Origin of the sequence: Paenibacillus sp. 32O-W (assembly GCF_007679495.1) — a bacterium.
In the GTDB taxonomy this organism is placed as follows: domain Bacteria; phylum Bacillota; class Bacilli; order Paenibacillales; family NBRC-103111; genus Paenibacillus_L; species Paenibacillus_L residui.
The window spans coordinates 70,466-90,942 of record NZ_VEGP01000006.1; the positions used below are offsets into that span (position 1 = coordinate 70,466).

26 protein-coding genes and 1 tRNA gene are annotated in these 20,477 nt (G+C 49.4%); all 27 read right to left on the reverse strand.

Annotated elements, in window-relative coordinates; genetic code table 11:
• Window positions 1-3: 3 nt before the first annotated feature.
• Window positions 4-447 carry a nucleoside-diphosphate kinase gene (gene ndk, locus FS806_RS03955; RefSeq protein WP_144933315.1) on the reverse strand — a complete coding sequence of 148 codons (444 nt, stop codon included), beginning with the start codon at window positions 445-447 and terminating at the stop codon, window positions 4-6.
• Between the two features lie 32 nt (window positions 448-479).
• Window positions 480-1,454, reverse strand: coding sequence for a polyprenyl synthetase family protein (locus FS806_RS03960; RefSeq protein WP_144933316.1), 975 nt, complete (start codon window positions 1,452-1,454; stop codon window positions 480-482).
• Window positions 1,451-2,314, reverse strand: a complete 864-nt coding sequence (locus tag FS806_RS03965; protein ID WP_144933317.1) for a menaquinone biosynthetic enzyme MqnA/MqnD family protein — start codon at window positions 2,312-2,314, stop codon at window positions 1,451-1,453. Before FS806_RS03965 ends, FS806_RS03960 begins: the two co-directional genes overlap by 4 nt.
• Window positions 2,274-2,912: a UbiX family flavin prenyltransferase gene (locus tag FS806_RS03970; protein WP_144933318.1), complete on the reverse strand. Its 639-nt coding sequence runs from the start codon at window positions 2,910-2,912 to the stop codon at window positions 2,274-2,276. Before FS806_RS03970 ends, FS806_RS03965 begins: the two co-directional genes overlap by 41 nt.
• 1 nt (window position 2,913) lies before the next feature.
• Complete coding sequence (locus FS806_RS03975) at window positions 2,914-3,780, reverse strand: UbiA-like polyprenyltransferase (RefSeq protein ID WP_144933319.1); 867 nt, start codon at window positions 3,778-3,780, stop codon at window positions 2,914-2,916.
• 7 nt (window positions 3,781-3,787) lie between these two features.
• Window positions 3,788-4,501 (reverse strand): demethylmenaquinone methyltransferase, encoded by a 714-nt coding sequence (locus FS806_RS03980; RefSeq protein ID WP_144933320.1) that lies wholly within the window; start codon window positions 4,499-4,501, stop codon window positions 3,788-3,790.
• 11 nt (window positions 4,502-4,512) lie between these two features.
• On the reverse strand, window positions 4,513-5,376 hold the full coding sequence (locus FS806_RS03985) for a heptaprenyl diphosphate synthase component 1 (RefSeq protein ID WP_144933321.1): 864 nt from the start codon (window positions 5,374-5,376) through the stop codon (window positions 4,513-4,515).
• Window positions 5,377-5,603: 227 nt separating this feature from the next.
• Window positions 5,604-6,140, reverse strand: coding sequence for a hypothetical protein (locus FS806_RS03990; protein WP_144933322.1), 537 nt, complete (start codon window positions 6,138-6,140; stop codon window positions 5,604-5,606).
• 118 nt (window positions 6,141-6,258) lie between these two features.
• Window positions 6,259-6,486 (reverse strand): trp RNA-binding attenuation protein MtrB, encoded by a 228-nt coding sequence (gene mtrB / locus FS806_RS03995; protein ID WP_186328195.1) that lies wholly within the window; start codon window positions 6,484-6,486, stop codon window positions 6,259-6,261.
• A 236-nt stretch (window positions 6,487-6,722) separates the two neighbouring features.
• A tRNA-Pro gene (locus FS806_RS04000) sits at window positions 6,723-6,796 on the reverse strand.
• A 394-nt stretch (window positions 6,797-7,190) separates the two neighbouring features.
• Window positions 7,191-7,463 (reverse strand): HU family DNA-binding protein, encoded by a 273-nt coding sequence (locus tag FS806_RS04005; protein ID WP_144933323.1) that lies wholly within the window; start codon window positions 7,461-7,463, stop codon window positions 7,191-7,193.
• A gap of 208 nt (window positions 7,464-7,671) precedes the next feature.
• Window positions 7,672-9,150, reverse strand: coding sequence for a stage IV sporulation protein A (gene spoIVA / locus FS806_RS04010; RefSeq protein WP_144933324.1), 1,479 nt, complete (start codon window positions 9,148-9,150; stop codon window positions 7,672-7,674).
• Window positions 9,151-9,493: 343 nt separating this feature from the next.
• The gene (locus FS806_RS04015; RefSeq protein ID WP_144933325.1) at window positions 9,494-10,252 is read right to left on the reverse strand and encodes a hypothetical protein; all 759 of its coding nucleotides are present in this window, start codon (window positions 10,250-10,252) and stop codon (window positions 9,494-9,496) included.
• Window position 10,253: 1 nt separating this feature from the next.
• Window positions 10,254-10,613: a 2Fe-2S iron-sulfur cluster-binding protein gene (locus tag FS806_RS04020; protein WP_144933326.1), complete on the reverse strand. Its 360-nt coding sequence runs from the start codon at window positions 10,611-10,613 to the stop codon at window positions 10,254-10,256.
• 73 nt (window positions 10,614-10,686) lie between these two features.
• Complete coding sequence (locus FS806_RS04025; protein ID WP_144933327.1) at window positions 10,687-11,268, reverse strand: nucleotidyltransferase domain-containing protein; 582 nt, start codon at window positions 11,266-11,268, stop codon at window positions 10,687-10,689.
• 231 nt (window positions 11,269-11,499) lie between these two features.
• The gene (locus FS806_RS04030) at window positions 11,500-11,793 is read right to left on the reverse strand and encodes a 2Fe-2S iron-sulfur cluster-binding protein (protein WP_144933328.1); all 294 of its coding nucleotides are present in this window, start codon (window positions 11,791-11,793) and stop codon (window positions 11,500-11,502) included.
• A 23-nt stretch (window positions 11,794-11,816) separates the two neighbouring features.
• On the reverse strand, window positions 11,817-11,996 hold the full coding sequence (locus FS806_RS04035) for a DUF2768 family protein (protein ID WP_144933329.1): 180 nt from the start codon (window positions 11,994-11,996) through the stop codon (window positions 11,817-11,819).
• Window positions 11,997-12,222: 226 nt separating this feature from the next.
• Window positions 12,223-12,501 carry a stage VI sporulation protein F gene (locus tag FS806_RS04040; protein WP_144933330.1) on the reverse strand — a complete coding sequence of 93 codons (279 nt, stop codon included), beginning with the start codon at window positions 12,499-12,501 and terminating at the stop codon, window positions 12,223-12,225.
• An 83-nt stretch (window positions 12,502-12,584) separates the two neighbouring features.
• Complete coding sequence (locus FS806_RS04045) at window positions 12,585-13,628, reverse strand: NAD(P)H-dependent glycerol-3-phosphate dehydrogenase (RefSeq protein ID WP_144933331.1); 1,044 nt, start codon at window positions 13,626-13,628, stop codon at window positions 12,585-12,587.
• Between the two features lie 35 nt (window positions 13,629-13,663).
• Window positions 13,664-14,257: a glycerol-3-phosphate 1-O-acyltransferase PlsY gene (plsY, locus tag FS806_RS04050; protein ID WP_144933332.1), complete on the reverse strand. Its 594-nt coding sequence runs from the start codon at window positions 14,255-14,257 to the stop codon at window positions 13,664-13,666.
• Window positions 14,258-14,275: 18 nt separating this feature from the next.
• Entirely contained in the window at window positions 14,276-15,598 is a 1,323-nt protein-coding gene (der, locus tag FS806_RS04055; RefSeq protein ID WP_144933333.1) for a ribosome biogenesis GTPase Der, read from the reverse strand.
• Between the two features lie 78 nt (window positions 15,599-15,676).
• The gene (locus FS806_RS04060; protein WP_397346737.1) at window positions 15,677-15,874 is read right to left on the reverse strand and encodes a capping complex subunit for YIEGIA; all 198 of its coding nucleotides are present in this window, start codon (window positions 15,872-15,874) and stop codon (window positions 15,677-15,679) included.
• Between the two features lie 79 nt (window positions 15,875-15,953).
• Entirely contained in the window at window positions 15,954-16,841 is an 888-nt protein-coding gene (locus FS806_RS04065) for a YIEGIA family protein (protein WP_144933334.1), read from the reverse strand.
• Window position 16,842: 1 nt separating this feature from the next.
• The gene (locus tag FS806_RS04070) at window positions 16,843-17,463 is read right to left on the reverse strand and encodes a hypothetical protein (RefSeq protein ID WP_144933335.1); all 621 of its coding nucleotides are present in this window, start codon (window positions 17,461-17,463) and stop codon (window positions 16,843-16,845) included.
• Between the two features lie 202 nt (window positions 17,464-17,665).
• Window positions 17,666-18,913 (reverse strand): 30S ribosomal protein S1, encoded by a 1,248-nt coding sequence (gene rpsA, locus FS806_RS04075; RefSeq protein ID WP_186328191.1) that lies wholly within the window; start codon window positions 18,911-18,913, stop codon window positions 17,666-17,668.
• Window positions 18,914-19,018: 105 nt separating this feature from the next.
• Window positions 19,019-19,609 (reverse strand): lysophospholipid acyltransferase family protein, encoded by a 591-nt coding sequence (locus FS806_RS04080; protein WP_144933336.1) that lies wholly within the window; start codon window positions 19,607-19,609, stop codon window positions 19,019-19,021.
• Window positions 19,609-20,286 carry a (d)CMP kinase gene (gene cmk, locus FS806_RS04085; RefSeq protein ID WP_144933337.1) on the reverse strand — a complete coding sequence of 226 codons (678 nt, stop codon included), beginning with the start codon at window positions 20,284-20,286 and terminating at the stop codon, window positions 19,609-19,611. Before cmk ends, FS806_RS04080 begins: the two co-directional genes overlap by 1 nt.
• Between the last annotated feature and the right edge of the window lie 191 nt (window positions 20,287-20,477).

Sequence of the window (20,477 nt, forward strand, 5' to 3'; positions counted from 1 at the left end):
ATCTTATATCCATTTATTCAATACTTTATCGTAGCCGGCGATTTCCTCAGGCTTAAAGAAGTTGTTGATTTCCCGTTCCGCACTTTCCGGCGAATCGGATCCGTGAATCAGATTCATTCCGGTATGGACGGCGAAATCTCCGCGAATGGTTCCCGGCTGCGCATCCAGAGTATTGGTCTTGCCCATCATGAGACGGGACAGGGCGATGACCTGATCTCCCTGCCACACCATGGCAAATACCGGTCCCGAAGTAATGAAGCTTACCAGGTCCTCGTAAAACGGCTTGCCCTTGTGCTCCGCATAGTGATATTCGGCCTGCTCACGGGAAATGACCATCAGCTTGCCGGCCACCAGTTGAAATCCTTTCTGCTCAAAGCGCTTAACGATCTCCCCGATCAATCCGCGTTGGACCCCATCAGGCTTTACCATCAAAAATGTTTTTTCCATTTCCATCACTCCTGTTTTGTATTATCAATCATTCAGTAAGAACGATTCCCAACAAAATGAGCTACTCTGATCAGATCTTTCTTGGCTTGAATTTCGGGAAGCGGGCCAAGCGCCTGTATCGCTCGGTCAATATATCGGGACGCAAGCTCCTCCGCTTGGCGGACTCCTTCGCTTCCCCGCACTATATCAAGGAAGCGACTGACATCGGTCTGGCCTTCCGCGGCGCGGATCCGGTTCAATTCTTCGAGAAGAGGTGCGCGGAGCTTGTCCTCCCTGAGAGCACACAGAATGGGCAAGGTAATGTTGCCCTGCTTGACATCGCTGCCCGGCGGTTTGCCCAGCTCCTTCTCGGTCCCGGTAATGTCCAGCAAATCATCCCGGATCTGGAACGCCATCCCTACGTTGTATCCGTACAGATACAATCGGTTGGAGATCGTCTCCGGAACCCCTGAGGCGATCGCCCCAAGCTGACAGCTAATCGCAATCAGCAAAGCCGTCTTTCTCTTGATCCTCAGCAAATAATTGCGGAGCGTTTGACCAGTATGGAAGAAATAACGAATCTGTTCCATCTCTCCGATACAAAGTTCGACGATGGCCTTGGACATGATTTGATGGATAGTGGGGTTCGACAATTGAGTCGCTACCCCTATCGCTTTAGCAAATATATAATCCCCCGTATACATCGCTATCCGATTATCCCATTTGGATTTCACGGTCAGCTGACCTCTGCGGGTATCGGCATCGTCGATCACATCGTCGTGAACGAGACTTGCCATATGAATAAGCTCCATTGGAATGGCTATGTATTTCAATTTATCCAAATCGTAATCCCCGAACTGCCCGGCCAGCAATACAAACACAGGCCGCAGACGCTTGCCTCCCGCCTTCAACAGGTGGCTGGACGTCTCCCGCAGCTCGGGATGATCGGAATGAACGCTTTTTAACAATTCTTTCTCGAGATAGTTTAAATCCTTCTTGATTCTGGCGTAAATATCAATTATTTTCATTCGTTCACCTGTATGACGGAATTATCGTGCCAGATTTTCAGCGATACGGGCTCCTCCAGCAATCCAAGCTCCCAACCATATTGGTAGTACAGCCGGAGGCCTTCCCATTGAGCGGGGCCAAAGTCGTAGGTTAGCTGCTGGAAATACTGCTTCCAGTACAATTCGCTTCCGCCGATCGACGACTGGGCGTCGCGGATCATCTCTTCCGGGCGGGCCATTCCCTGCTCCTTACTCCAGCAGAACGCCTCATAAATGCGCCGGACCACTTCCGGTCGTTCTCGCAGCGCCTGTTCCCGAACCGCCCAAACGGCGAAGGTCATTGATTTCCCCGTCCAGTGATTCCACAGCTGACCAAGATCAGTGACCTGGTAACCCGATCGGCTCCAACTGGCCCGAATGGCATCGTCTCCGATCAGCAATGCCGCATCGGACTCTTTCATCATATCATCTAACGATGGAGAAGCATAGAAATAGGTCGGCCGGCCCCCATAATATTTCGAAATAATGATTTTCAGCAGATTGACGGAACTTGCCGAAGTCGTGGGCAGCGCTATCGTTCCATGGACAATCTCCTCCAATGGCCGACGATGAAACAGCAGAATCGAATTGACTCTGCCGAAAGCGCTCACGGACAGATCGGGAAATAACACGCAGTCTTTAAAGTATTGCCCATAAGCGAAGGAAGAAATCGGCCCCATATCGATCTTACCTTCTGCCAATGCTTTATTCAAGCTCGTCGGCACCTGCAGAAGCTGCTCGGCCTCTTCTTGAAACTGCTCCATCGGAAAATAATAAAAGATCGGCCAAACATTCGTATAATTAATTCTGCCTATCCGAATTTTCTTTGTTTTGTTTTCCATTGCCTTCTCCCCATCTTATATACAGATCGTGTTCTATCTCCATGGAGTCCAAAACTTTGCCCACCATAAAATCGACCACTTCATCCAAAGATGAAGGCTTCTGGTAAAATCCCGGCATGGCCGGAATGATCCGGATCCCCATTCTCGCAAGAGTCAGCATATTTTCCAAGTGTATGGCGTGCAGCGGAGTTTCGCGGGGAACGAGAATCAGCTTCCTGCCTTCCTTCATCATGACATCGGCCGCTCTCTCCAGCAAATTATCGGATGAACCCCGGGCAATCCCAGACAAGGTTCCCATCGAGCACGGGATGACAACCATGCCCTTCGTCAGGAACGTTCCGCTGGCTACACTTGCTCCAATATCCTGTATGGGATGATAGATCAGTTCCCCCGGCAAATCTTTAAAGTGCTCCTTCAGCGTATCCCTCCTGCGCGGAGAAGCGCTCCAATCCAATTCATCATGCAGCACCCGCCATCCGGCATCCGTAATGATCAGATGAACCGTCTCTCCCCTTGCCAGCAGTTCCTCGCATAGACGGACTCCATAAATCACGCCACTGGCACCTGTCATTCCAACAATCCATTTCTCCCTGGCCATCTTACATCACCACCAGATCGATTAAAGTAAAGACGAATACAACGACGCTCAATACGCCGTTCATCGTGAAGAAAGCAGTATTTAAACGGGACAAATCTTTCGGGGAGACAATCCAATGCTCATAGAAAAGAATTAAATAAGAAATAATGAGACCGGCGAAATACCACCAGCTTAAGTCGGTAATGAAAAACAATGCGCTTAGTCCGATCGCGGTGATGACATGGAACGATTTAGCTATCCACAGGGCCTTAGCTACTCCAAAACGGCTGGGAATAGAATGCAATCCTTCCTCCCGGTCGAAATCCGTATCTTGGCAAGCATAGATGACATCGAACCCGGCTGTCCAGAAAGCAATCGCAATATAAAAAATAAACGCTGTCCAGGTAATCTCACCGGTGACCGCAACCCACCCGCCCAATGGGGCAAGGGCAATCGTCAATCCCAGGATAATGTGGCAGCTCCAGGTAAATCGTTTCGTATACGAGTAGAAAACAAGAAAAAAGACCGCTATGGGCAGCAGTTTCATCGCAAGCGCATTGAGTTGAGAGGCGGCAATAAATAGCAGGACAAAGGACACCACAATAAAAATATAAACTTCCTTCGACGTCAATAACCCCGCCGGTATGGCCCTTCCTGCGGTACGCGGATTCTTCTGGTCAATCGCTCTGTCGATCAGCCGGTTAAGGCCCATGGCGGCGCTTCTCGCCCCAACCATGGCCAAGGTAACCCATCCGATTTGCGCCCAGCTCGGAAATTCCCCGAACATAACAAAGGCTCCCAGCAGCGATCCCATATAAGCGAAGGGCAAGGCGAACAGCGTATGTTCGAACTTAATCATTTCAAGAAAAACTTTTACTTTATTCAACATTAAGGTTTCACCTGCGATTATTGGGTTTATCCCCTATATGTAAGGCAGCTATGCCTCCGGTTAAAGGATAGGTTTGGACGTTCTCCAGTCCTATTTCCTCAAAGATGGCCGCCAGCTGTTTATAGTCTGGAAAATGAACCAGGGATTCTGGAAGCCATTTGTACTGCTCATGCTTTCCGGCGATTAATTTCCCGAGAAGCGGTAGGATATTCTGAAAGTAAAAATAATAAATGCCCTTGAACGGCTGCCAAGTCGGCTTGGACAGCTCCAGTGAAACCACCTTGCCGCCGGGCTTCACCACCCGCTGCATTTCCCGAATGACCTGCTTGAAATCGGGGACATTCCGCAAAGCGAAGCCGATCGTGGCATAGTCAAAGGTGTTATCGTCAAATGGCAGCTCCATAGCGTTTCCTTGAACGAGCGAAATCTGCTTGTCCAAACCGAGCTTCTCTACCTTGGCCGCCCCATAATCCAGCATATTGCGGCTAAAGTCCAGCCCGACAATCTCTCCGGTTCCGCTGGCTTGAGCCAGACTGATCGTCCAGTCACAGGTTCCACAGCAGAGATCAATGGCGCTGTCTCCGGCTTGCACGTTCAGCTTGCGCATCGTAAATTTGCGCCAATGCTTATGTTGGTTAAAGCTGAGAATGCTGTTCATCATATCGTACTTCGGCGCTATGCTTTCAAAAACGGAATGGACAAATTCTTCCTTCGATTTCACTCTGCCTCACCTCATCTTTCTTCCAACAATTGCGGCATGCCGACAAACCTGTAGTAGGTTTCCTGCAGCCGGAAGAGCTCTTCGGTTAAATTCGACGGCTCCAGCTTCCGGATGATTTCTTTCAGATGCTCCAATTGTTCGTCCAGCATCTGGGAGAGCTTGCCGGCGATATTATACTTCTGCAGCATAGAACGGATCAGTCCTCCGTCGGTTTTGTCCGAGGAAAGATAAGATCGCTCCTCCTTGGTTCCAAACTGCAGCAAATGCCAAAAGCCCCAACTGTTGCGAAATTGGTGCAGCGAATCCGCTCGGAACATTTCTTTCACAAGCACCTCGCACTTTGTAAAGCCGGTTAATATTTCGGGCCAAACCTTCAGATATCCGTCCGAGATCATCTTGTTGAAGGACAGGAACAACTGTGTCTTGATATTGACGGATTGCTGCAAATATTCCTCCGCCGTCAGCTTCAGCTGCTTCATCTGCAGATAGAAATTCATCTTCATGCGGTTAACCTCGCAGATGGATAGAGACAGCTGCTTAATAATATCAATTTGTCCGGCCTGAGACAGAAGATTGTAAAATCTCGAACTGAAATAAGCGCCTGCCAGCACCTTTAATTGGCGTGAACGCGCTTCGTTCTGTTCTTTAAGCTCATTCGATTCCGGAACCTGGTCATGCGTATCCAGACCAACCTGAACGAGAGATGTCACTAGTGCAAATAAATTTCGGTTTTCTTCCTGAATTCCTTTGGCATTTAAAAAGGCTAGCAGCAGTCTTGTCCGGGCTTCCGGAAAGTCAGGCAGGGAAGTATGACTCTGGATCATATCATACTCCATGTACGGCTTCGCCATTTCTTGAATTCGAGATTTCGTCATACGCCGCCTCCGAACATACCAAGTGCATGATAAATACAACATATAATTATAGCATAACCTGACAGAGATCGTACAATCAACCGTCCGGCCAATTATTACGAAAAAGTGAACGAAAGAAAACCGGACGGGGCAGGCGTGCAGCGGCTGTTCTAACGAGCCTGACGACGCCCGCAGGCGATCCTTACTTACGTTATGGGCTGTCAATTTACTTTTATCAGAATGGCCCGTCAGTAGGCGTATACATCCTTCCATTTCTGCGTATAGGTGATACGGTATCGGGATTGCAAATATTGCCGGACATCCTGGCCGCTCAGCTCCTTCAGCGCTTCTTGTCCCTGAACCCTCTCCTTGCGCGCATCCATCGAGACAAGCAGCAGGCCGTTTCGTTCGCGGCTAACGCTGGAAGCTTCCATCACCCGTACTAGCACCTGATCTACATTGGTATGGTTTTGCAACCCGAATTTCGACAATTCGTAAAGATCATGATACACACGGCTGGCTGTCGATCCGGCGGGAGCTCCCAGATCGATCGACAAGATCGAGTTATTCCAATCTACCCGGCGGATGTTAAGCTGTAGAGGAAGCATGGTCATCTTATCTACCAGATTCTCATCGCTCAAGCGCGTTGAATGATTTTCCTTGAACACCGCCAGCTCGTTATCATTCATCAAATTGAACCTCTCCCACTGAGGCAGAGTGCTGAGAAACAATGCTATAGCGGCAGTAATCAGACAAACCGACAGAATGGCGGCTGGCCATTTCATTTGAAGAGACCTCCCTTTACCCGCATAAGGATTTTCAGGCGAATTACCTTGTCTTCATAAATGATTGCCTACCACCATTGTACAATGAAAAAAAGCAGGCTATGCCTGCTAACTGCATTTAATCGTCCGTCTCCATGACTCCGAACTTCGTCATAATGGTTGCTTTGCCCCTCACTTTAACCGCCGATGTATGCTCGGTAAACTGGGCGATCATAACCTCACCCTTGTCCAGCTTCTCCGTGTGGTGGAATCGGGTGTCGTTCCCTCTCGTCAACCCGATAACATGCACTCCATTATCCTTGGCCTTAATAATAAAAAAGTCACCTTGATTATTCAAGATCGGCATCCTCCCAAACATGAAGAATCTCTTCTGTTTCCTAATGATGCTAAAAAAACAGGACAATGTCAACCGGGGAAGTGAATCTTCGACTTCCAATCGATCAGCTCAATCTAGTTAGAGGCATTGCATCAAAAAGAAGCGAAGTGCAGGACATGCTGTTTTCAAAAATAGCGATCAATAAAGCAAAACCACTCTCCCCTGTGTACAAAGTACACTGAAGAAAGTGGTTATGGAACATAAAATCGGAGTAACAGGATTTGAACCTGCGACCTCACCCACCCCAAGGGTGCGCGCTACCAGGCTGCGCTATACCCCGATGCATAAGCTGCAAAAATTAGTATATCGCCTCCCAACCGGTAAGTCAAGACCTTATTCCTTATTTGTTGTATTCCTCCTGTCGGGCGGCTTCCACTGCCGCAGTGCCTAATGATTCGAAGCAAGGATAAACGGCTATCGTCCTTTGGGCAGGCGTGTTTAACGATGAAATGTAAAAAAGCTCCTAACAGAGCCATCTCGAAGATGATTAACCCGGTATTAGAGGAAGCTTTTTATGCCAATTAGAAAGTTTGTTCCATTTTAATGCATTATTGAACTTAAACTTTCTAATATAGTAAGAACAGGTATAGATGAAAATTTATACTTTTATAAGTTGAAAAAACCGTGCGCGACAAGGCGGCACGGTTTATGAAATCGGATATGTAAACAGGAGATTATTGAATTCCATCTCTCAAAGCTTTCCCTGGTTTGAACGCAGGTACTTTGCTGGCTGCGATATCGATTTCTTCACCCGTTTGCGGATTCCGTCCTTTACGCGCGGAACGCTCACGAACTTCAAAGTTTCCAAACCCTACCAATTGGACTTTATCACCGCTTTTCAGAGCTTCGGAAATAGCATCGAATACGGCTTCAACAGCCTTAGTAGCGTCTTTCTTGGACAGCTCCGACGTTTCAGCCACTTTAGCAATCAATTCGGATTTATTCATAGTCTTTCACCTCCTCCAACGATAATTAAATGTCCTTACTCCATGTGTTAACGGATTACTCGCAAAATATACGTATTTACAAGGAAAAACGAACAAATTTATAGTAATACACCTTTGTTGCATTTTCAAGTATTCTACAATCTTTTTTTAAAAAATAAAAATAAAGAACACTCCGGGGAGTGCTCTTTAAACCATGACCTGCTCTTATTTAAAGGATGATTGCGATCAAACCGCCAGAGCCTTCATTAATGATCCGGCCCAAAGTTTCCTGCAGTTTATAACGCGCATTATCCGGCATCATCGCCAATTTTCCTTGAATTCCTTCGCGTACGATGGAATGCAGCGACCGTCCAAAAATATCGGATTCCCATATCTTGAGCGGATTTTCCTCGAAATCCTGCATCAGGTAGCGCACCAATTCTTCGCTTTGCTTCTCGGTGCCGATGATCGGCGAGAATTCGGATTCCACGTCTACCCGAATCATGTGAATGGATGGCGCCGTTGCCCTCAGCCGAACACCGAAGCGAGAGCCCTGACGGATCAATTCGGGTTCGTCAAGCGCCATTTCCGCAAGAGTCGGCGGAGCGATGCCGTAGCCTGTAGTCTTCACCATTTCCAACGCTTCCGCAAATTGGTCATACTCCCTCTTCGCATGAGTGAATTCCTGCATCAATTGCAGCAGATGATCTTTGCCGCGGATTTCCACCCCGACGACTTCCATCAATATTTTGTCATATAATTCGTCCGGAGCGTACAAGTCGATCTCGGCGACGCCCTGACCCATGTTCATTCCGGCCAAAGCCGCCCTGTCAATAAAGTCATATTCCGAGAATTGCCCCACGACCCGGTCTACATCCCGCAGCCTGCGGATGTCCTGTACAGTCTCTCTGACCGAGCTCTCAAAGCTGGTGCGCAGCCAATGGTTTTCCTTCAGAACCATGACCCAGCTGGGCAGGTTGACGTTCACTTCGTGAACAGGGAATTCGTAGAGCACCTCGCGAAGAACGGACATACATTCTTCTTCGCCCATTGTCGCTACACTCATCGCCATAACCGGGATATCGTATTTGGCAGCCAATTCATGACGAAGCTCCTGTGCGGAATCACTGTATGGTTTCATCGTATTGATGATCAGGATGAACGGTTTGCCGACTTCCTTCAGCTCGGCGACGACCCTTTCCTCGGCCTCTACATAGGAGGAACGTGGAATTTCCGAAATGCTGCCGTCCGTTGTAATGACAACCCCGAGTGTGGAATGCTCTTGAATGACCTTGCGCGTGCCGATCTCGGCCGCTTCCTGGAACGGAATCGGATCGTCGAACCATGGGGTCGAAATCATTCTCGGGCCGTTCTCATCCTCGTATCCCTTGGCCCCTTCCACCGCATAACCGACGCAATCCACCAGGCGCACATTGACGTTTAACCCTTCCGTCACGGTGATTTGCACCGCATTGTTAGGAACGAACTTCGGCTCCGTCGTCATAATGGTTCTTCCAGCGGCGCTTTGCGGCAGCTCATCCGTCGCGCGCACACGGTCCGCCTCATTGCGAATATTTGGCAATACTCCTGCTTCCATAAACCGCTTGATGAATGTTGATTTCCCAGTGCGGACCGCTCCCACGACTCCTAGGTAGATGTCACCGCCGGTTCGTTCCGCGATGTCCTTAAAAATATCGATTTTCTCCAAAAAGATCCCCTCCTACAAGGTTTATTGACGAAGCACGCGCTTTGGACGAACCGGAGAACGTTCCCGGATCGGTTCGTGTGCGGCCACACTCGTACATACATTGGACTAGTACTACTATATGTACAGGTTTATGGATTATGACAACATTTAACCCCCTCGCTTCCTTTTCCTAAGGAGTTTTCGACCAACCCCCAATAAAAGAAGGCTACTTCTATCATATATGTGAGAGAGCAACAGGTTATTCTACAAAAAAAACTCTATAGTCATAGATCAATGACCATAGAGTTTATCGGAGCTTGGATTAAGCAGTTCGCGTAACAGCTTGCCTCTCTCAAATCGGCATTCAGCTCTGTCCGAAAGAGTTTACCAATTTGGGCATACCGTCAATCCATTTATAAGGTAGGGACCACGCCGGCACAAACAAGGATTCCGCAACAAGAATTTCGCGCAGATCCGTATCGGGACCGATCGTTTCCGAACCTTTCTTTTCCATTACCTTCATTATATCGAGTGCATAATCAATATAGACGTCACCCGTATCTTCCACCAAAACAGGAAGCGTCTGGCCGGAATTCGGGCTCTGGATCACCGGCTTCTTCATCCGTAACTGCTCAAAATCGAGCAAATAGACGCCTTCCGCAACCTTCTCCCCCTTAGGGAGCTTTCCCTGCTTGTCCCTATAAGCGAATACTTCTCGCTGAATATCCACCATTTGCTGATACAGGGGCAGATCCATCAGCTTCACCTTGGGCTCTGTTTCAACATCCACCAGAACGTAGATGGCGGTTCCTCCGTTCTCGAACGAATTCGTCGGAACCATGCTCAGCAGGTTGGACTGAGTCAGTTTGTTGAAATCAATGAAATACTTTTCGTATATTGGCGTATCGCTTTCCTTATTTTTGATAGGCAGTACTCCGGTTCTTTCTTTATACTGGTCAACGGCATTCTGCACAATGACAATAAATTCCCCCGAGGCCGGAGCATTCCGCTTCTTCACCTCGCCGGAATACATGCAGCCGCTAAGCAGCATAACCGTCAGTATCAGCATCAGACCGGTTAACGGCTGCCTCCAGCGTCTAGACCAACGCAAGTCAGCTATCATCTCATTCATCCTTTCCGGGCACGTTCAGCCCGTCCTCCTCCTGCCTCTCGGCTAACAGCTTGCGAACCGCTGCCTTGAGCGGATCCTCCGGGATATGAACCTCTACATTCCCGGCTACTCTAGCCTGACATGCCAGTCGGAATCCATCCCCAATCAGGGAGCCAAGCTTCTGCTTCTCGTTCAGGTTAGCAGGGGTAAGCCCAGACTGGTCCGGCACCTTGACTTTGCACATCAGGCAGGCGGCTCTTCCGCCGCAGCGTGTGCGTATATGGGCCTTGGCCCTGCGGCCCGCCTCCAGCAAAGTCGTTCCTGGACGAACGTTAATCTGCCTCTCATCAGGCCAAAACCGTACCTCGTTCATCCTATCTTCCTTTCCCGGCTTTATGCGACGGCATATTCCTGCCGAGCTTATCGGAGTGGATATTACCTTATTTTCAAACTTCTGTCAAACGGCTGATTTGCTCAACAACGGACGGAGTCAACCGATTATCTTCCACAATACGTTCCAAGGCGGGAAAGTATTGATCGGGAGCCTGCTTCATTCTCGCGGCAATTGGCTCATACCGATCCTCCCTCGCCCGGAGGACGTTAAAGACCAGCTCATGAGCCAGCGGCATCAAACGTACCTTACATCCGCCCAAGCCAACCTCCGGGCTGTAAGGAAACAAAGCGCCTACATTGACATGATAGCTGCCGGCAGCGGTTAAAATCCGAAAATCCGAGACCAGCTCTAGCGGCATGCCCGCGATATGGAAGTGAGCAAGCCGGGAGGAATAAATTTCCGTCTCACTCGGCCCAAGCTTGTCCGTCGCGAAATCGTTAAGCAGAGAATAAATCTCCTCCGCATCCTTCGAATCTGTGTATACATCAATATCTCTGGGCTGCCGCGATAAATCGACTCCCTGCAGCAGAAGTCCGCTGCTTCCTCCAAGCAGCCACACGGTGTCGTGGCGGGCTTCCTTCAGCTTCCCGGCCATAACTCTGATCGCGTATTCTACATTATCGTCAAGCTTCATCGTATACCGCGCCTTCCGGTCTAATCTCCAAACTAAACTTCTCAGCAGATTCTTACGATGTTAGACAGTATAACCATCTCATCTATAGGTTTCCATTCTTTATTCCGCACCTGCAGCTGAAAAGTGAAATGACCGGGGTCTTTCAGCAAGAGCCCGGGTTCGATTTCAATCATTCAAAATAGGTGGGGTCCGGCGGGATCGGATTTCTCCTCCGTTTCCTAGTGCGGACTTCTAGAAATAGGTCTTGTTGGTGGCCTTAATCGGTCCGATTTCTTTAATTCTGGCCTGACAGCCGAGGCGGAACCCCTCATCGAATTCCTCCGGATCCAGACGGGCAATTTCCGCTTCCGTAGGTTCCTCGAGTAATTCCATTCCTTGCGAAATGTAGCACCTGCAGCGGGCACAAGTCCCCCTTGTACAGGAAAATCCCCAGTCTACATTATTTTTAAGGGCCAGTTCAAGAATGGACAGGCCCGTTTCAGGTTGTACCGTTTTCTTCCCAAAGCGGCCCACAAGCTCGAGCATTCTTCGATTACCTCCAATGTCAGTTAAATCATGGAAAGCAGCATGTACAGCAAAATCGGAACAAAAAGAAGAAACGCAATAAGAGAAAGGATAAATCGGACAAAGCCTTTGGTTTTTTGTCTGGCATACGTAATCAGCACGGTAGCGACCAGCATCAAGCCCATCGCAACGAACGATGCCCACATTTTATCCAAACTGCTCAAGATTTGATAACCTCTCTTTCCAAAATCCGCATCTTATGTATTATATCATTCTGCTAATTGTTTTTGTAATCCGGTCTAACCAACAAATCGGTGACAATTGTGTGGACATCCAAGCTGTATACACGGCAGGGAAAATAAGAGCTCTTCGATTCCATGAGATTTAATAGCCCTGTTATTCCGCAAAAAATAAAGGACCGATTTCTCGGCCCCTATTCCTCAATCAAGATTATTTTTTGGATATCATTTTCATCAATTGCTCCAGGCTGTTCGGATTCACTTTGCTGCTTTTTACCGCTTGAATAATATCATTCATAGTGGATTCCGACACTTTCACATTGACCAGAGACGATACTTGGCGGATCAACTGCCGGAGCTGCTCTTCGCTCTGCAAGGTGGACGGCTTCACTCCACTGGCCAGCTTCTGAATATCTCTCTCGGAAATGGATTTTCCGGTCTTGTTCTTGACCACGTTCAATATGTCTTTGGGGCTTTGTTTGCCGCTCATCCTTTTCCCTCCCTTAGTCCAGTCTTCGTTGCACTAAGGTATAATATGTACGAAAAGCGGCAAATGTGTAGGCGGGGTACTATCTAATTCCAGCGAAGGTGTCCGCTCTGCGCCACTTCTTCCATTTCATGCGTTGGAACGCGGCCCATTAAATCCTCTACCGCATCTTTAGCCTGTTTGCCATTGAACAATACCTCATACAAAGCTGCCGTAATCGGCATCTCGACCTGGTATTTGCCGGATAGTGCGTAAGCGGCCTTGGTTGTCTTCACGCCTTCGACGACCATTCCCATAGTTTCCAGTACTTCTTCCAGAGCGGCTCCCTGTCCAAGCATATGGCCCGCGCGCCAATTCCGGCTGTGCCGGCTGGTGCAGGTGACGATCAAGTCGCCGACACCCGCCAGACCGGCGAACGTGAGAGGACTGGCACCCATCGCCGCGCCGAGCCGAGCGATCTCTGCCAACCCGCGGGTCATCAGCGCTGCCTTGGCATTGTCCCCAAAGCCGAGGCCATCCGACATCCCTGCTCCGAGAGCAATGATATTCTTCAGAGCGCCGCCGATTTCCACGCCGCTGACATCCGGATTCGTATAAACGCGAAAATACGAGTTATTCAGCAAATCTTGAGCCGCATATGCGGTCTCCAGACATTGAGCGGCCACTACCACGGTTGTAGGGCTCTTCTGAACCACTTCCTCGGCATGACTCGGACCGGACAATACGACAATTCGGTCATGGTCGTATTCCGGCAGCTCCTCGCTGATGACAGTGGACATGCGCTTGAGCGAATCCGCTTCGAAGCCTTTGGTTGCATGAATTAATAATGAATCGGGACGAAGCCAAGGACGGATTTGACGAACAACCTCCCGCATGCCATGCGAAGGCGAGACCACAAGAACAGCCCGCGAATCCCGGACCGCCTCTTCGATGGAGGTAGTGGCTGTAATATTGTCAGGCAGCACGGTATCCTTCAGAAACCGGCTGTTGCGATGAGTCCGGTTGATTTCCTCCGCCTGCTGTCCGGACCGGGTCCACAGGACGACCTCGTGGTTATTCGAAGCCAGAACCGTTGCAAGCGCCGTTCCCCAGCTTCCGGCTACAAGGACCGTTGTTTTGCTTTTTCCCATCGTATTCCTGCTCCTTCCTTCACGATCCCAGCGGATCATCGTTTGCTTCCCAGCTTGTTCTCCTGTCCGCGAATCAGCTTCATAATATTCGTCCGGTGACGGACAAAGGAAAATACGGCAATAAGCAAGCTGCCGATCAATACCGGTAGAGGTTCTCCCATTATCCATATAGAAATAGGAAGTAGGCCAGTAAAAATAAGAGAACCCAACGATACGTACCTTGTTATGAATATAGAGCCGATGGCAATAATACCGGCAAACAGAGCGGGCAGGAAGCAGAGGGTCGCCGTCACGCCGATAGCGGTCGCTATCCCTTTGCCCCCTTTAAAGCCGAAATATACCGGCCAGTTATGCCCTGCAATAACGGAAAGTCCGGCCCATACCGGCACCCAATCGTTTTCTCCTCCGAGCCATCGTCCTATCCATACTGCGGCGATTCCTTTAATCACATCCAGAGCAAGCACAGCGATGGCCGGTCCCTTGCCCAATATTCTCAAAGTATTGGTTGCCCCGGCGTTACCGCTTCCATGCTTGCGGATATCGATTCCCTTCAGCAGCTTCCCCGCAAGAAAGCTGAAGCTGATGGAACCAAGAAGATAACTGATAATCAATGCTGCAAAAACTTGCACTCGCGCTCCCCCTTAACCTTATTCATCCGAAGACTTTTTGCGAGTAATGATTCGTACCGGAGTCCCCTCGAAGTTAAACGACCCCCGTATTTTGTTCTCCAAATACCGCTCATAGGAAAAATGCATCAATTCGGGGTTGTTAACGAATATAACGAAAGTGGGAGGCTTGACAGCTACTTGAGTCACATAATTGATTCGCAGTCTTTTGCCTTTGTCGGTTGGCGGCGGATTAATCGCTACGGCATCCATAATGACATCATTCAACAGGTGCGTCGTTATGCGTGCCGCATGATTCTCAGCCACCTCAGACACAACCGGCATCAGCCTGTTCAGCCTCTGCTTCGTCTTCGCCGAAACGAAAAGCACCGGCGCATAAGGCATGAACAAAAAATGATCTCTTATTTTTTGCGTAAACTGCTGTGTAGATTTGTCGTCTTTCTCAATCGCATCCCACTTGTTGACAACGAAGATGCTGGCCTTGCCGGCCTCATGGGCGTACCCGGCAATATGCTTATCCTGCTCGATTATTCCCTCCTCCGCGTTAATGACAATCAGAGCCACGTCAGCGCGTTCTATCGCCTTCATCGCCCTCATGACGCTGTATTTCTCCGTTGTTTCATATACCTTGCCCCGCTTGCGCATTCCGGCCGTATCGATCAGCACATACTGCTGTCCGTCTTTCTCGAACGGGGTATCTATCGCATCGCGAGTCGTCCCGGCGACATCGCTGACAATGACCCTTTCTTCACCCAATATGGCATTAACCAGAGAAGATTTGCCGACGTTGGGGCGGCCGATCAAAGCAACCTTGATAACCTCATCGCCATAAGGATCCTCCGTCTCCGGGGGAAAATGTCGGGCTGCGGCTTCCAGCATGTCTCCCAATCCCAACCCGTGAGCACCCGAGATGGCAATCGGATCGCCGAAGCCCAGGCTGTAAAACTCATAAATGAGCTCCTGTCTCTGGATATTGTCCACTTTATTAACGGCCAGCACAACCGGCTTGCCCGATTTGAACAGGATGCGCGCGATTTCTTCATCGTCCGGCGTGACGCCTGCCTTGCCGTCCACCATGAACAGAATGACATCGGCCTCTTCTATCGCTAATTCGGCTTGAACCCGCACCGATCTAAGGATCGAATCTTCTCCATCCAATTCTATACCGCCGGTATCGATGACATTAAAGGATGTTCCGAGCCATTCACCGGTTCCGTATAGCCTGTCTCTTGTAATCCCGGGTTTATCTTCCACGATGGCCATCCGGTCGCCCACGATCCAATTGAAGATCGTTGACTTGCCGACATTGGGACGGCCAACGATGGCAATAACGGGTTTTGCCATTCCATCCACTCCCTATACTCCATGCTTACTCTTTTTTATCCATTCTCCATCATAGCAAAAATGCTTATAAATGGCTAATTAATGTTTAACGATGATCATCGTCCCGTTCTCTAAATCATGGGCCATGGCATCCAGTATTTTCTCCAGCTTGAAGGCTACCGTCTGCAGCTCCTCTTTATTTTCCGTAATAAATAAAGGGGCTCCGCCCGCGTTGACCTTGTCTTTGTGCATCGTTATAATTGCCAGAATCGGCTTGATGTCCATCGTCTTCATCATCCTTTCCAACTAACCGGTGATGGCAGGCTTTCTTGTCTTTCTTCGTTTTTCCTGCTGTACTTGCCTCCGCAAATCCGGATTATATTTTCGCCTGGTTGGGCATCTTTATCGCACTTTCCAGCAGTGGAACGTTGAGGAATACTTTCTCCGCCTTTGTCCCGTCTCTGTCGATAGGCATGAGGAAGACGCCCAGCCGGCCATCGTTAATGTCCAGCTTCGACAAGGGGATAAGGGACGGCTCTCCGGAATCGCGGTAAATCCCCAAGATGGTTGACAAGTCATGCAGCAGCGCCTGCCGCTGTCCAAGATTGGCCAGAGCTAACCGGCCGTTGGTGCTTCTCGGAGTGGCGATCAACCCCAATCCTCGCTTGGCAATCAGCTTCTGCGATTCCTCCAGGCCCACGTTCATGATATAAATGTCTCCGACATACAGATTGGGGCCTTCCACTCTCACTTCCGCACAGCGGACATCCGCAATAGCGCCTACCGTCTTGCCCGACCGGAACCGGAAGCTTATGAATAATGCCAACAAACCGAACAGAACTCCCCAATACCAGGCGAACAAAACACTGAGCAGCGTCGTCACGAATGCGGTAAAAATAACCAGGTAATTCCTCCCTTCGAATACCATCGCAATGCCTTCGATATAAGATGCTCCCCGTGGTACTAGCTCCATCTCATCCAGCTTGGACAAGGTTTCCCTCTCCATATTGCGGACGTCGCGAAACTGCTGAGCTGCCAGCGAGAGAAATGTAACGGCCGTATAATCTTTGCCGAGCAAAGAAGGGACCGCTACAGCACCAAGGCCTGCCGCAATCACTCCCAACGAAATATGGATTATCCGGCCGTGAGGATAAGTAGGATATTGACGGTAATCTGTACGAAGAAGCATGATACGGGTCAATACTCCGTATAAAACTCCTATGATTACCCCAGTCAGAAATTGGTTCTCGATAATTAAGCGCATGCTATTCTTTCTCCTTCCGGGCCTCTGTCCATTGCTGGAACCACGTTCTTGTCATCATAGCAATGTATCCCAACGCTGCCGTTATGATTCTCGCGCTGAAGGCAAACAGCCACCAATGATCCTTCATATGCCCGAAGCCGAGTCTATAACCGGCCAATGAAGCATGGGAATACATTTGCAGCAAACTGCCGGAAAGAATGCATAGGGTGATGCAGGCCAATTGGGCAATCGGATTTCGATACAGGCTGATGACAAGCAAACCGATGAGCAAGCCCAACCAAAGCTGGGAGCTTCCGGGCAGCCCGGCCAAAGATAGCGATATTCCGTTCGCAAGGAAATAAAACAGGCCGAGTGTAAGTCCGCAGGCCATCAAGTAGAAGACGGATATCTCTTCGGGAAGGGCCGACAGCAAGAAGAAGAACAAGATAACAAGTCCGGCGTAGGGTCCGCTTATTGTCCATTGCCCGAGAGAAAACTTCACTTCGGAAAGGGCAAACCAGCCGATGAAAAACAAAGTGATCGCTCTGGCGGAAACGCCTCTAAGCAGTGCATCCTTCCAACCGCTCACCAACAAGATAACGGTTATACAAATTAATATGTAGGACAAGTATCCCGGATTCATTTCGGCTCACCTGCGCTATATTTTTCCCTGACACTTGCAATTTTAGTATGGATCAATAGGCCGTTTCCCATCCTGCCCTTGTCCGAAATAGAAAAAAGCATCCTGGTACTGATCCAACTTTATGTCGGATCAGTACCAGGATGCTGAATGGCGAACTGCAAAGAAACAGACGGATCCGCAGACCCGTCTGTCGATGGTAGTATTACTTAAACTTGCTCAGCTTGTCGCCGAAACGCTCGCCGAGCGTCAGGCTCAGGCTTTGGTTAGGTTGAGCCACATAATCATTGGCAGAATCTTTCTCCTTGCGGGGCTTCTCCGATTTCGGCGGAGCGGCAGGAGCTTCTTCCGTTTCTTTAATGCTCAGGCTGACACGCTTTTCCGCAGGATTGAGGTCCAGAATTTTAACATTGATTTCCTGTCCTTCTTCCAGTACCTCATGCGGGGTTCCGATATGACGGTGAGCGATTTGAGAAATGTGGACAAGCCCCTCAACTCCCGGAGCAATCTCAACAAACGCTCCGAAGCTTACAAGACGCTTAACCGTACCGGGTACGATGGCCCCTGGTTGAATGTGATCGCCGAGCTGCTCCCAAGGTCCGGGTTGAACAGCCTTCATGCTCAGGCTGATCCGCTCGTTCTCCGGATCTACCTTAAGCACCTGCACCTTCACAATATCGCCTTCCTTAACAAGCTCGGATGCCTGCTCAACATGATGCCAAGCCATTTCCGAAATATGGACCAGCCCATCGATTCCGCCGATGTCTACGAATACGCCGAAAGGAGTCAGACGCTGAACGGCTCCTTCAATTTCCTGCCCTACTTCGATGCTGTTCAAAATTCTTTGCTTGTTGGCTTCGAATTCTTCATCCAGAACATCCTTCTGGGACAGGATGACTTTGTTCTTCTCGCGATCGAGCTCTTTCACTTTCAGGCGCAGGGTGCGTCCTTTATAGTCACTGAAATCTTCGACATAATGGCGCTCCACCATCGAGGCGGGAACAAAGCCGCGAAGTCCTACGTCTACGACAAGACCGCCTTTAACGACGTCGGCCACAGCGGCTTCGATCGTTTCCTGACTGTCCAGCTTAGCTTGCAATTCATCCCAAGCCTTCTCGCTGTCGACAGCACGCTTGGACAAGACGAGCTTCTCCTTCTCGTCATCAATCGTTACTACCTTCAATTCCACCTCTTGACCTACTTCTACGGCAGCAGCCGCATTTTCCAGCGGAATGGAAGACAGCTCGCGCAATGGGATGATTCCGTCATATTTGTAGCCGATATCGACAAATGCTTGATCGTTATCTACTTTAACGACTTTACCTTGTACGGTATCGCCTTTTTTCAGTGCGGTAATGTTGGCATATCCTGCTTCCGCCTCTGCGGTTTGCTCCGCGTTGGCCTCCGTGTTTTCTTCAGGTGTGTTCTCATGCATTTTTGTTTCCTCAGACATTGTCAATTACCTCCTCGTTTAGCAACCCATATATGTAAAGATGGGCATGATAGACAATTTTTTAAAAGCTGTATAATTCCAAGATACCATGTCCATGCGCAGCAATCAATTTTTCGCCGAATTTTTATGATCGGCGATCATCGCGCGAATCGTTGTCATGATCTTCTCGGTCGCTTTTTCCAAATCCTCCGAGCCGCCTTCAGCGAATTCGGTTAGATCAACTGGCGCCCCATAAAGCACGATCATTTTAGAAAAAGGAGCGTAGCTGCCGACGATGCCGACCGGAATGACGGTCGCCTGGGCTTTAATAGCCAGCATGGCGGCCCCTTTCTTCCCCATTCCCCCTGCATTCTTGCGGGTTCCTTCCGGAAAAATCCCGAGGACGTTGCCGTCTTTCAGCAGCTGAATGGACAGGCGGATCGATTCCTTGCTGACTCCTCCCCGTTTGACCGGGAAAGCCCCGAGCTTGTGAATGAGCCATCCGAATCCCGGAATGTTGAATAATTCCTGCTTCGCCATATAGTGGACCTTGCGGTTAACAGGTATGCCGACAACCGGAGGGTCGAAATTGCTGATATGATTGGCACACAGAATCACAGGACCGCTTTCCGGAATATTTTCCAGTCCCTTGGCTTCCAATCGGTACAGGACGGCAAAAATCCCCCTTAATAAGGCTCTGCATACACGATACAGCATTAATTACCTTCCCCCGTCACTTTAGATCGGCATAGCTTGAGCACCGCTTCAACCACCTCGTTCAAATCCATGTCCGAAGTGTCTAGAAGCACCGCATCTTCAGCTTGAACAAGCGGAGAATGTACCCGATTACGATCCATCTCGTCTCTTTGGCAAATTTGCTTCTCCAGCTCGTCCAGGTCGATTCCCGGCTGATTCATTTCCTTGAAGCGGCGTTCAGCACGAATTCTCGGACTTGCAGTTAAGAAAATCTTCACCTCGGCGTCGGGAAGCACTGAGGAACCTATATCTCTTCCATCCATGACGACCCCTTTGGCCGCGGCTATTTTCTTCTGCTTCTCCACAAGCAGCTGCCGCACTTCAGGAATTTGTGCAATGATGGATACGGCCCGGTTCACCTCTTGCGACCGGATAAGCTCTGTCACATTCTCTCCGTCCACATAAACCTGTTGTCCGGACTCGTGAGCGAACAATTCCAGTTTCATATTACGTGCGGTTTCGATAACCGCTTCTGTATCTTCAGGACGAATTCCAAGTTGAAGCGCTTTCCAGGTGATTGCCCGGTACATAGCTCCCGTATCGACGTAAATATAATCCATAGCTTTAGCCACGTGCCGAGCTACCGTGCTTTTGCCCGCTCCTGCAGGGCCGTCTAGAGCAACATTAATTTTCTCCAAAAGTAGTGCCTCCCATAAAATCTGCCAACCGCTTAATACTTTCCTTCTATATTGCACAGGTCCAATAGCAGCCCCGGGCAATAAGAAAGATACCAGACCGTTGACTATAACCTGGCAGATAAAGCTGGAAAAATCTCTTCTCTGCCCGATAATATAACCTGATCCGGTCATCCAAAACAGGCGCAAGAAGC

Excerpts from the sequence above, each read along its gene's own strand:
- ndk (WP_144933315.1), bottom strand. The coding sequence starts at position 447 with ATGGAAAAAACATTTTTGATGGTAAAGCCTGATGGGGTCCAACGCGGA.
- FS806_RS03960 (WP_144933316.1), bottom strand. The coding sequence starts at position 1,454 with ATGAAAATAATTGATATTTACGCCAGAATCAAGAAGGATTTAAACTAT.
- FS806_RS03965 (WP_144933317.1), bottom strand. The coding sequence starts at position 2,314 with ATGGAAAACAAAACAAAGAAAATTCGGATAGGCAGAATTAATTATACG.
- FS806_RS03970 (WP_144933318.1), bottom strand. The coding sequence starts at position 2,912 with ATGGCCAGGGAGAAATGGATTGTTGGAATGACAGGTGCCAGTGGCGTG.
- FS806_RS03975 (WP_144933319.1), bottom strand. The coding sequence starts at position 3,780 with ATGTTGAATAAAGTAAAAGTTTTTCTTGAAATGATTAAGTTCGAACAT.
- FS806_RS03985 (WP_144933321.1), bottom strand. The coding sequence starts at position 5,376 with ATGACGAAATCTCGAATTCAAGAAATGGCGAAGCCGTACATGGAGTAT.
- FS806_RS03990 (WP_144933322.1), bottom strand. The coding sequence starts at position 6,140 with ATGAAATGGCCAGCCGCCATTCTGTCGGTTTGTCTGATTACTGCCGCT.
- mtrB (WP_186328195.1), bottom strand. The coding sequence starts at position 6,486 with ATGCCGATCTTGAATAATCAAGGTGACTTTTTTATTATTAAGGCCAAG.
- FS806_RS04005 (WP_144933323.1), bottom strand. The coding sequence starts at position 7,463 with ATGAATAAATCCGAATTGATTGCTAAAGTGGCTGAAACGTCGGAGCTG.
- FS806_RS04015 (WP_144933325.1), bottom strand. The coding sequence starts at position 10,252 with ATGATAGCTGACTTGCGTTGGTCTAGACGCTGGAGGCAGCCGTTAACC.
- FS806_RS04020 (WP_144933326.1), bottom strand. The coding sequence starts at position 10,613 with ATGAACGAGGTACGGTTTTGGCCTGATGAGAGGCAGATTAACGTTCGT.
- FS806_RS04025 (WP_144933327.1), bottom strand. The coding sequence starts at position 11,268 with ATGAAGCTTGACGATAATGTAGAATACGCGATCAGAGTTATGGCCGGG.
- FS806_RS04030 (WP_144933328.1), bottom strand. The coding sequence starts at position 11,793 with ATGCTCGAGCTTGTGGGCCGCTTTGGGAAGAAAACGGTACAACCTGAA.
- FS806_RS04040 (WP_144933330.1), bottom strand. The coding sequence starts at position 12,501 with ATGAGCGGCAAACAAAGCCCCAAAGACATATTGAACGTGGTCAAGAAC.
- FS806_RS04045 (WP_144933331.1), bottom strand. The coding sequence starts at position 13,628 with ATGGGAAAAAGCAAAACAACGGTCCTTGTAGCCGGAAGCTGGGGAACG.
- der (WP_144933333.1), bottom strand. The coding sequence starts at position 15,598 with ATGGCAAAACCCGTTATTGCCATCGTTGGCCGTCCCAATGTCGGCAAG.
- FS806_RS04060 (WP_397346737.1), bottom strand. The coding sequence starts at position 15,874 with ATGATGAAGACGATGGACATCAAGCCGATTCTGGCAATTATAACGATG.
- FS806_RS04065 (WP_144933334.1), bottom strand. The coding sequence starts at position 16,841 with ATGCGCTTAATTATCGAGAACCAATTTCTGACTGGGGTAATCATAGGA.
- FS806_RS04070 (WP_144933335.1), bottom strand. The coding sequence starts at position 17,463 with ATGAATCCGGGATACTTGTCCTACATATTAATTTGTATAACCGTTATC.
- rpsA (WP_186328191.1), bottom strand. The coding sequence starts at position 18,913 with ATGTCTGAGGAAACAAAAATGCATGAGAACACACCTGAAGAAAACACG.
- FS806_RS04080 (WP_144933336.1), bottom strand. The coding sequence starts at position 19,609 with ATGCTGTATCGTGTATGCAGAGCCTTATTAAGGGGGATTTTTGCCGTC.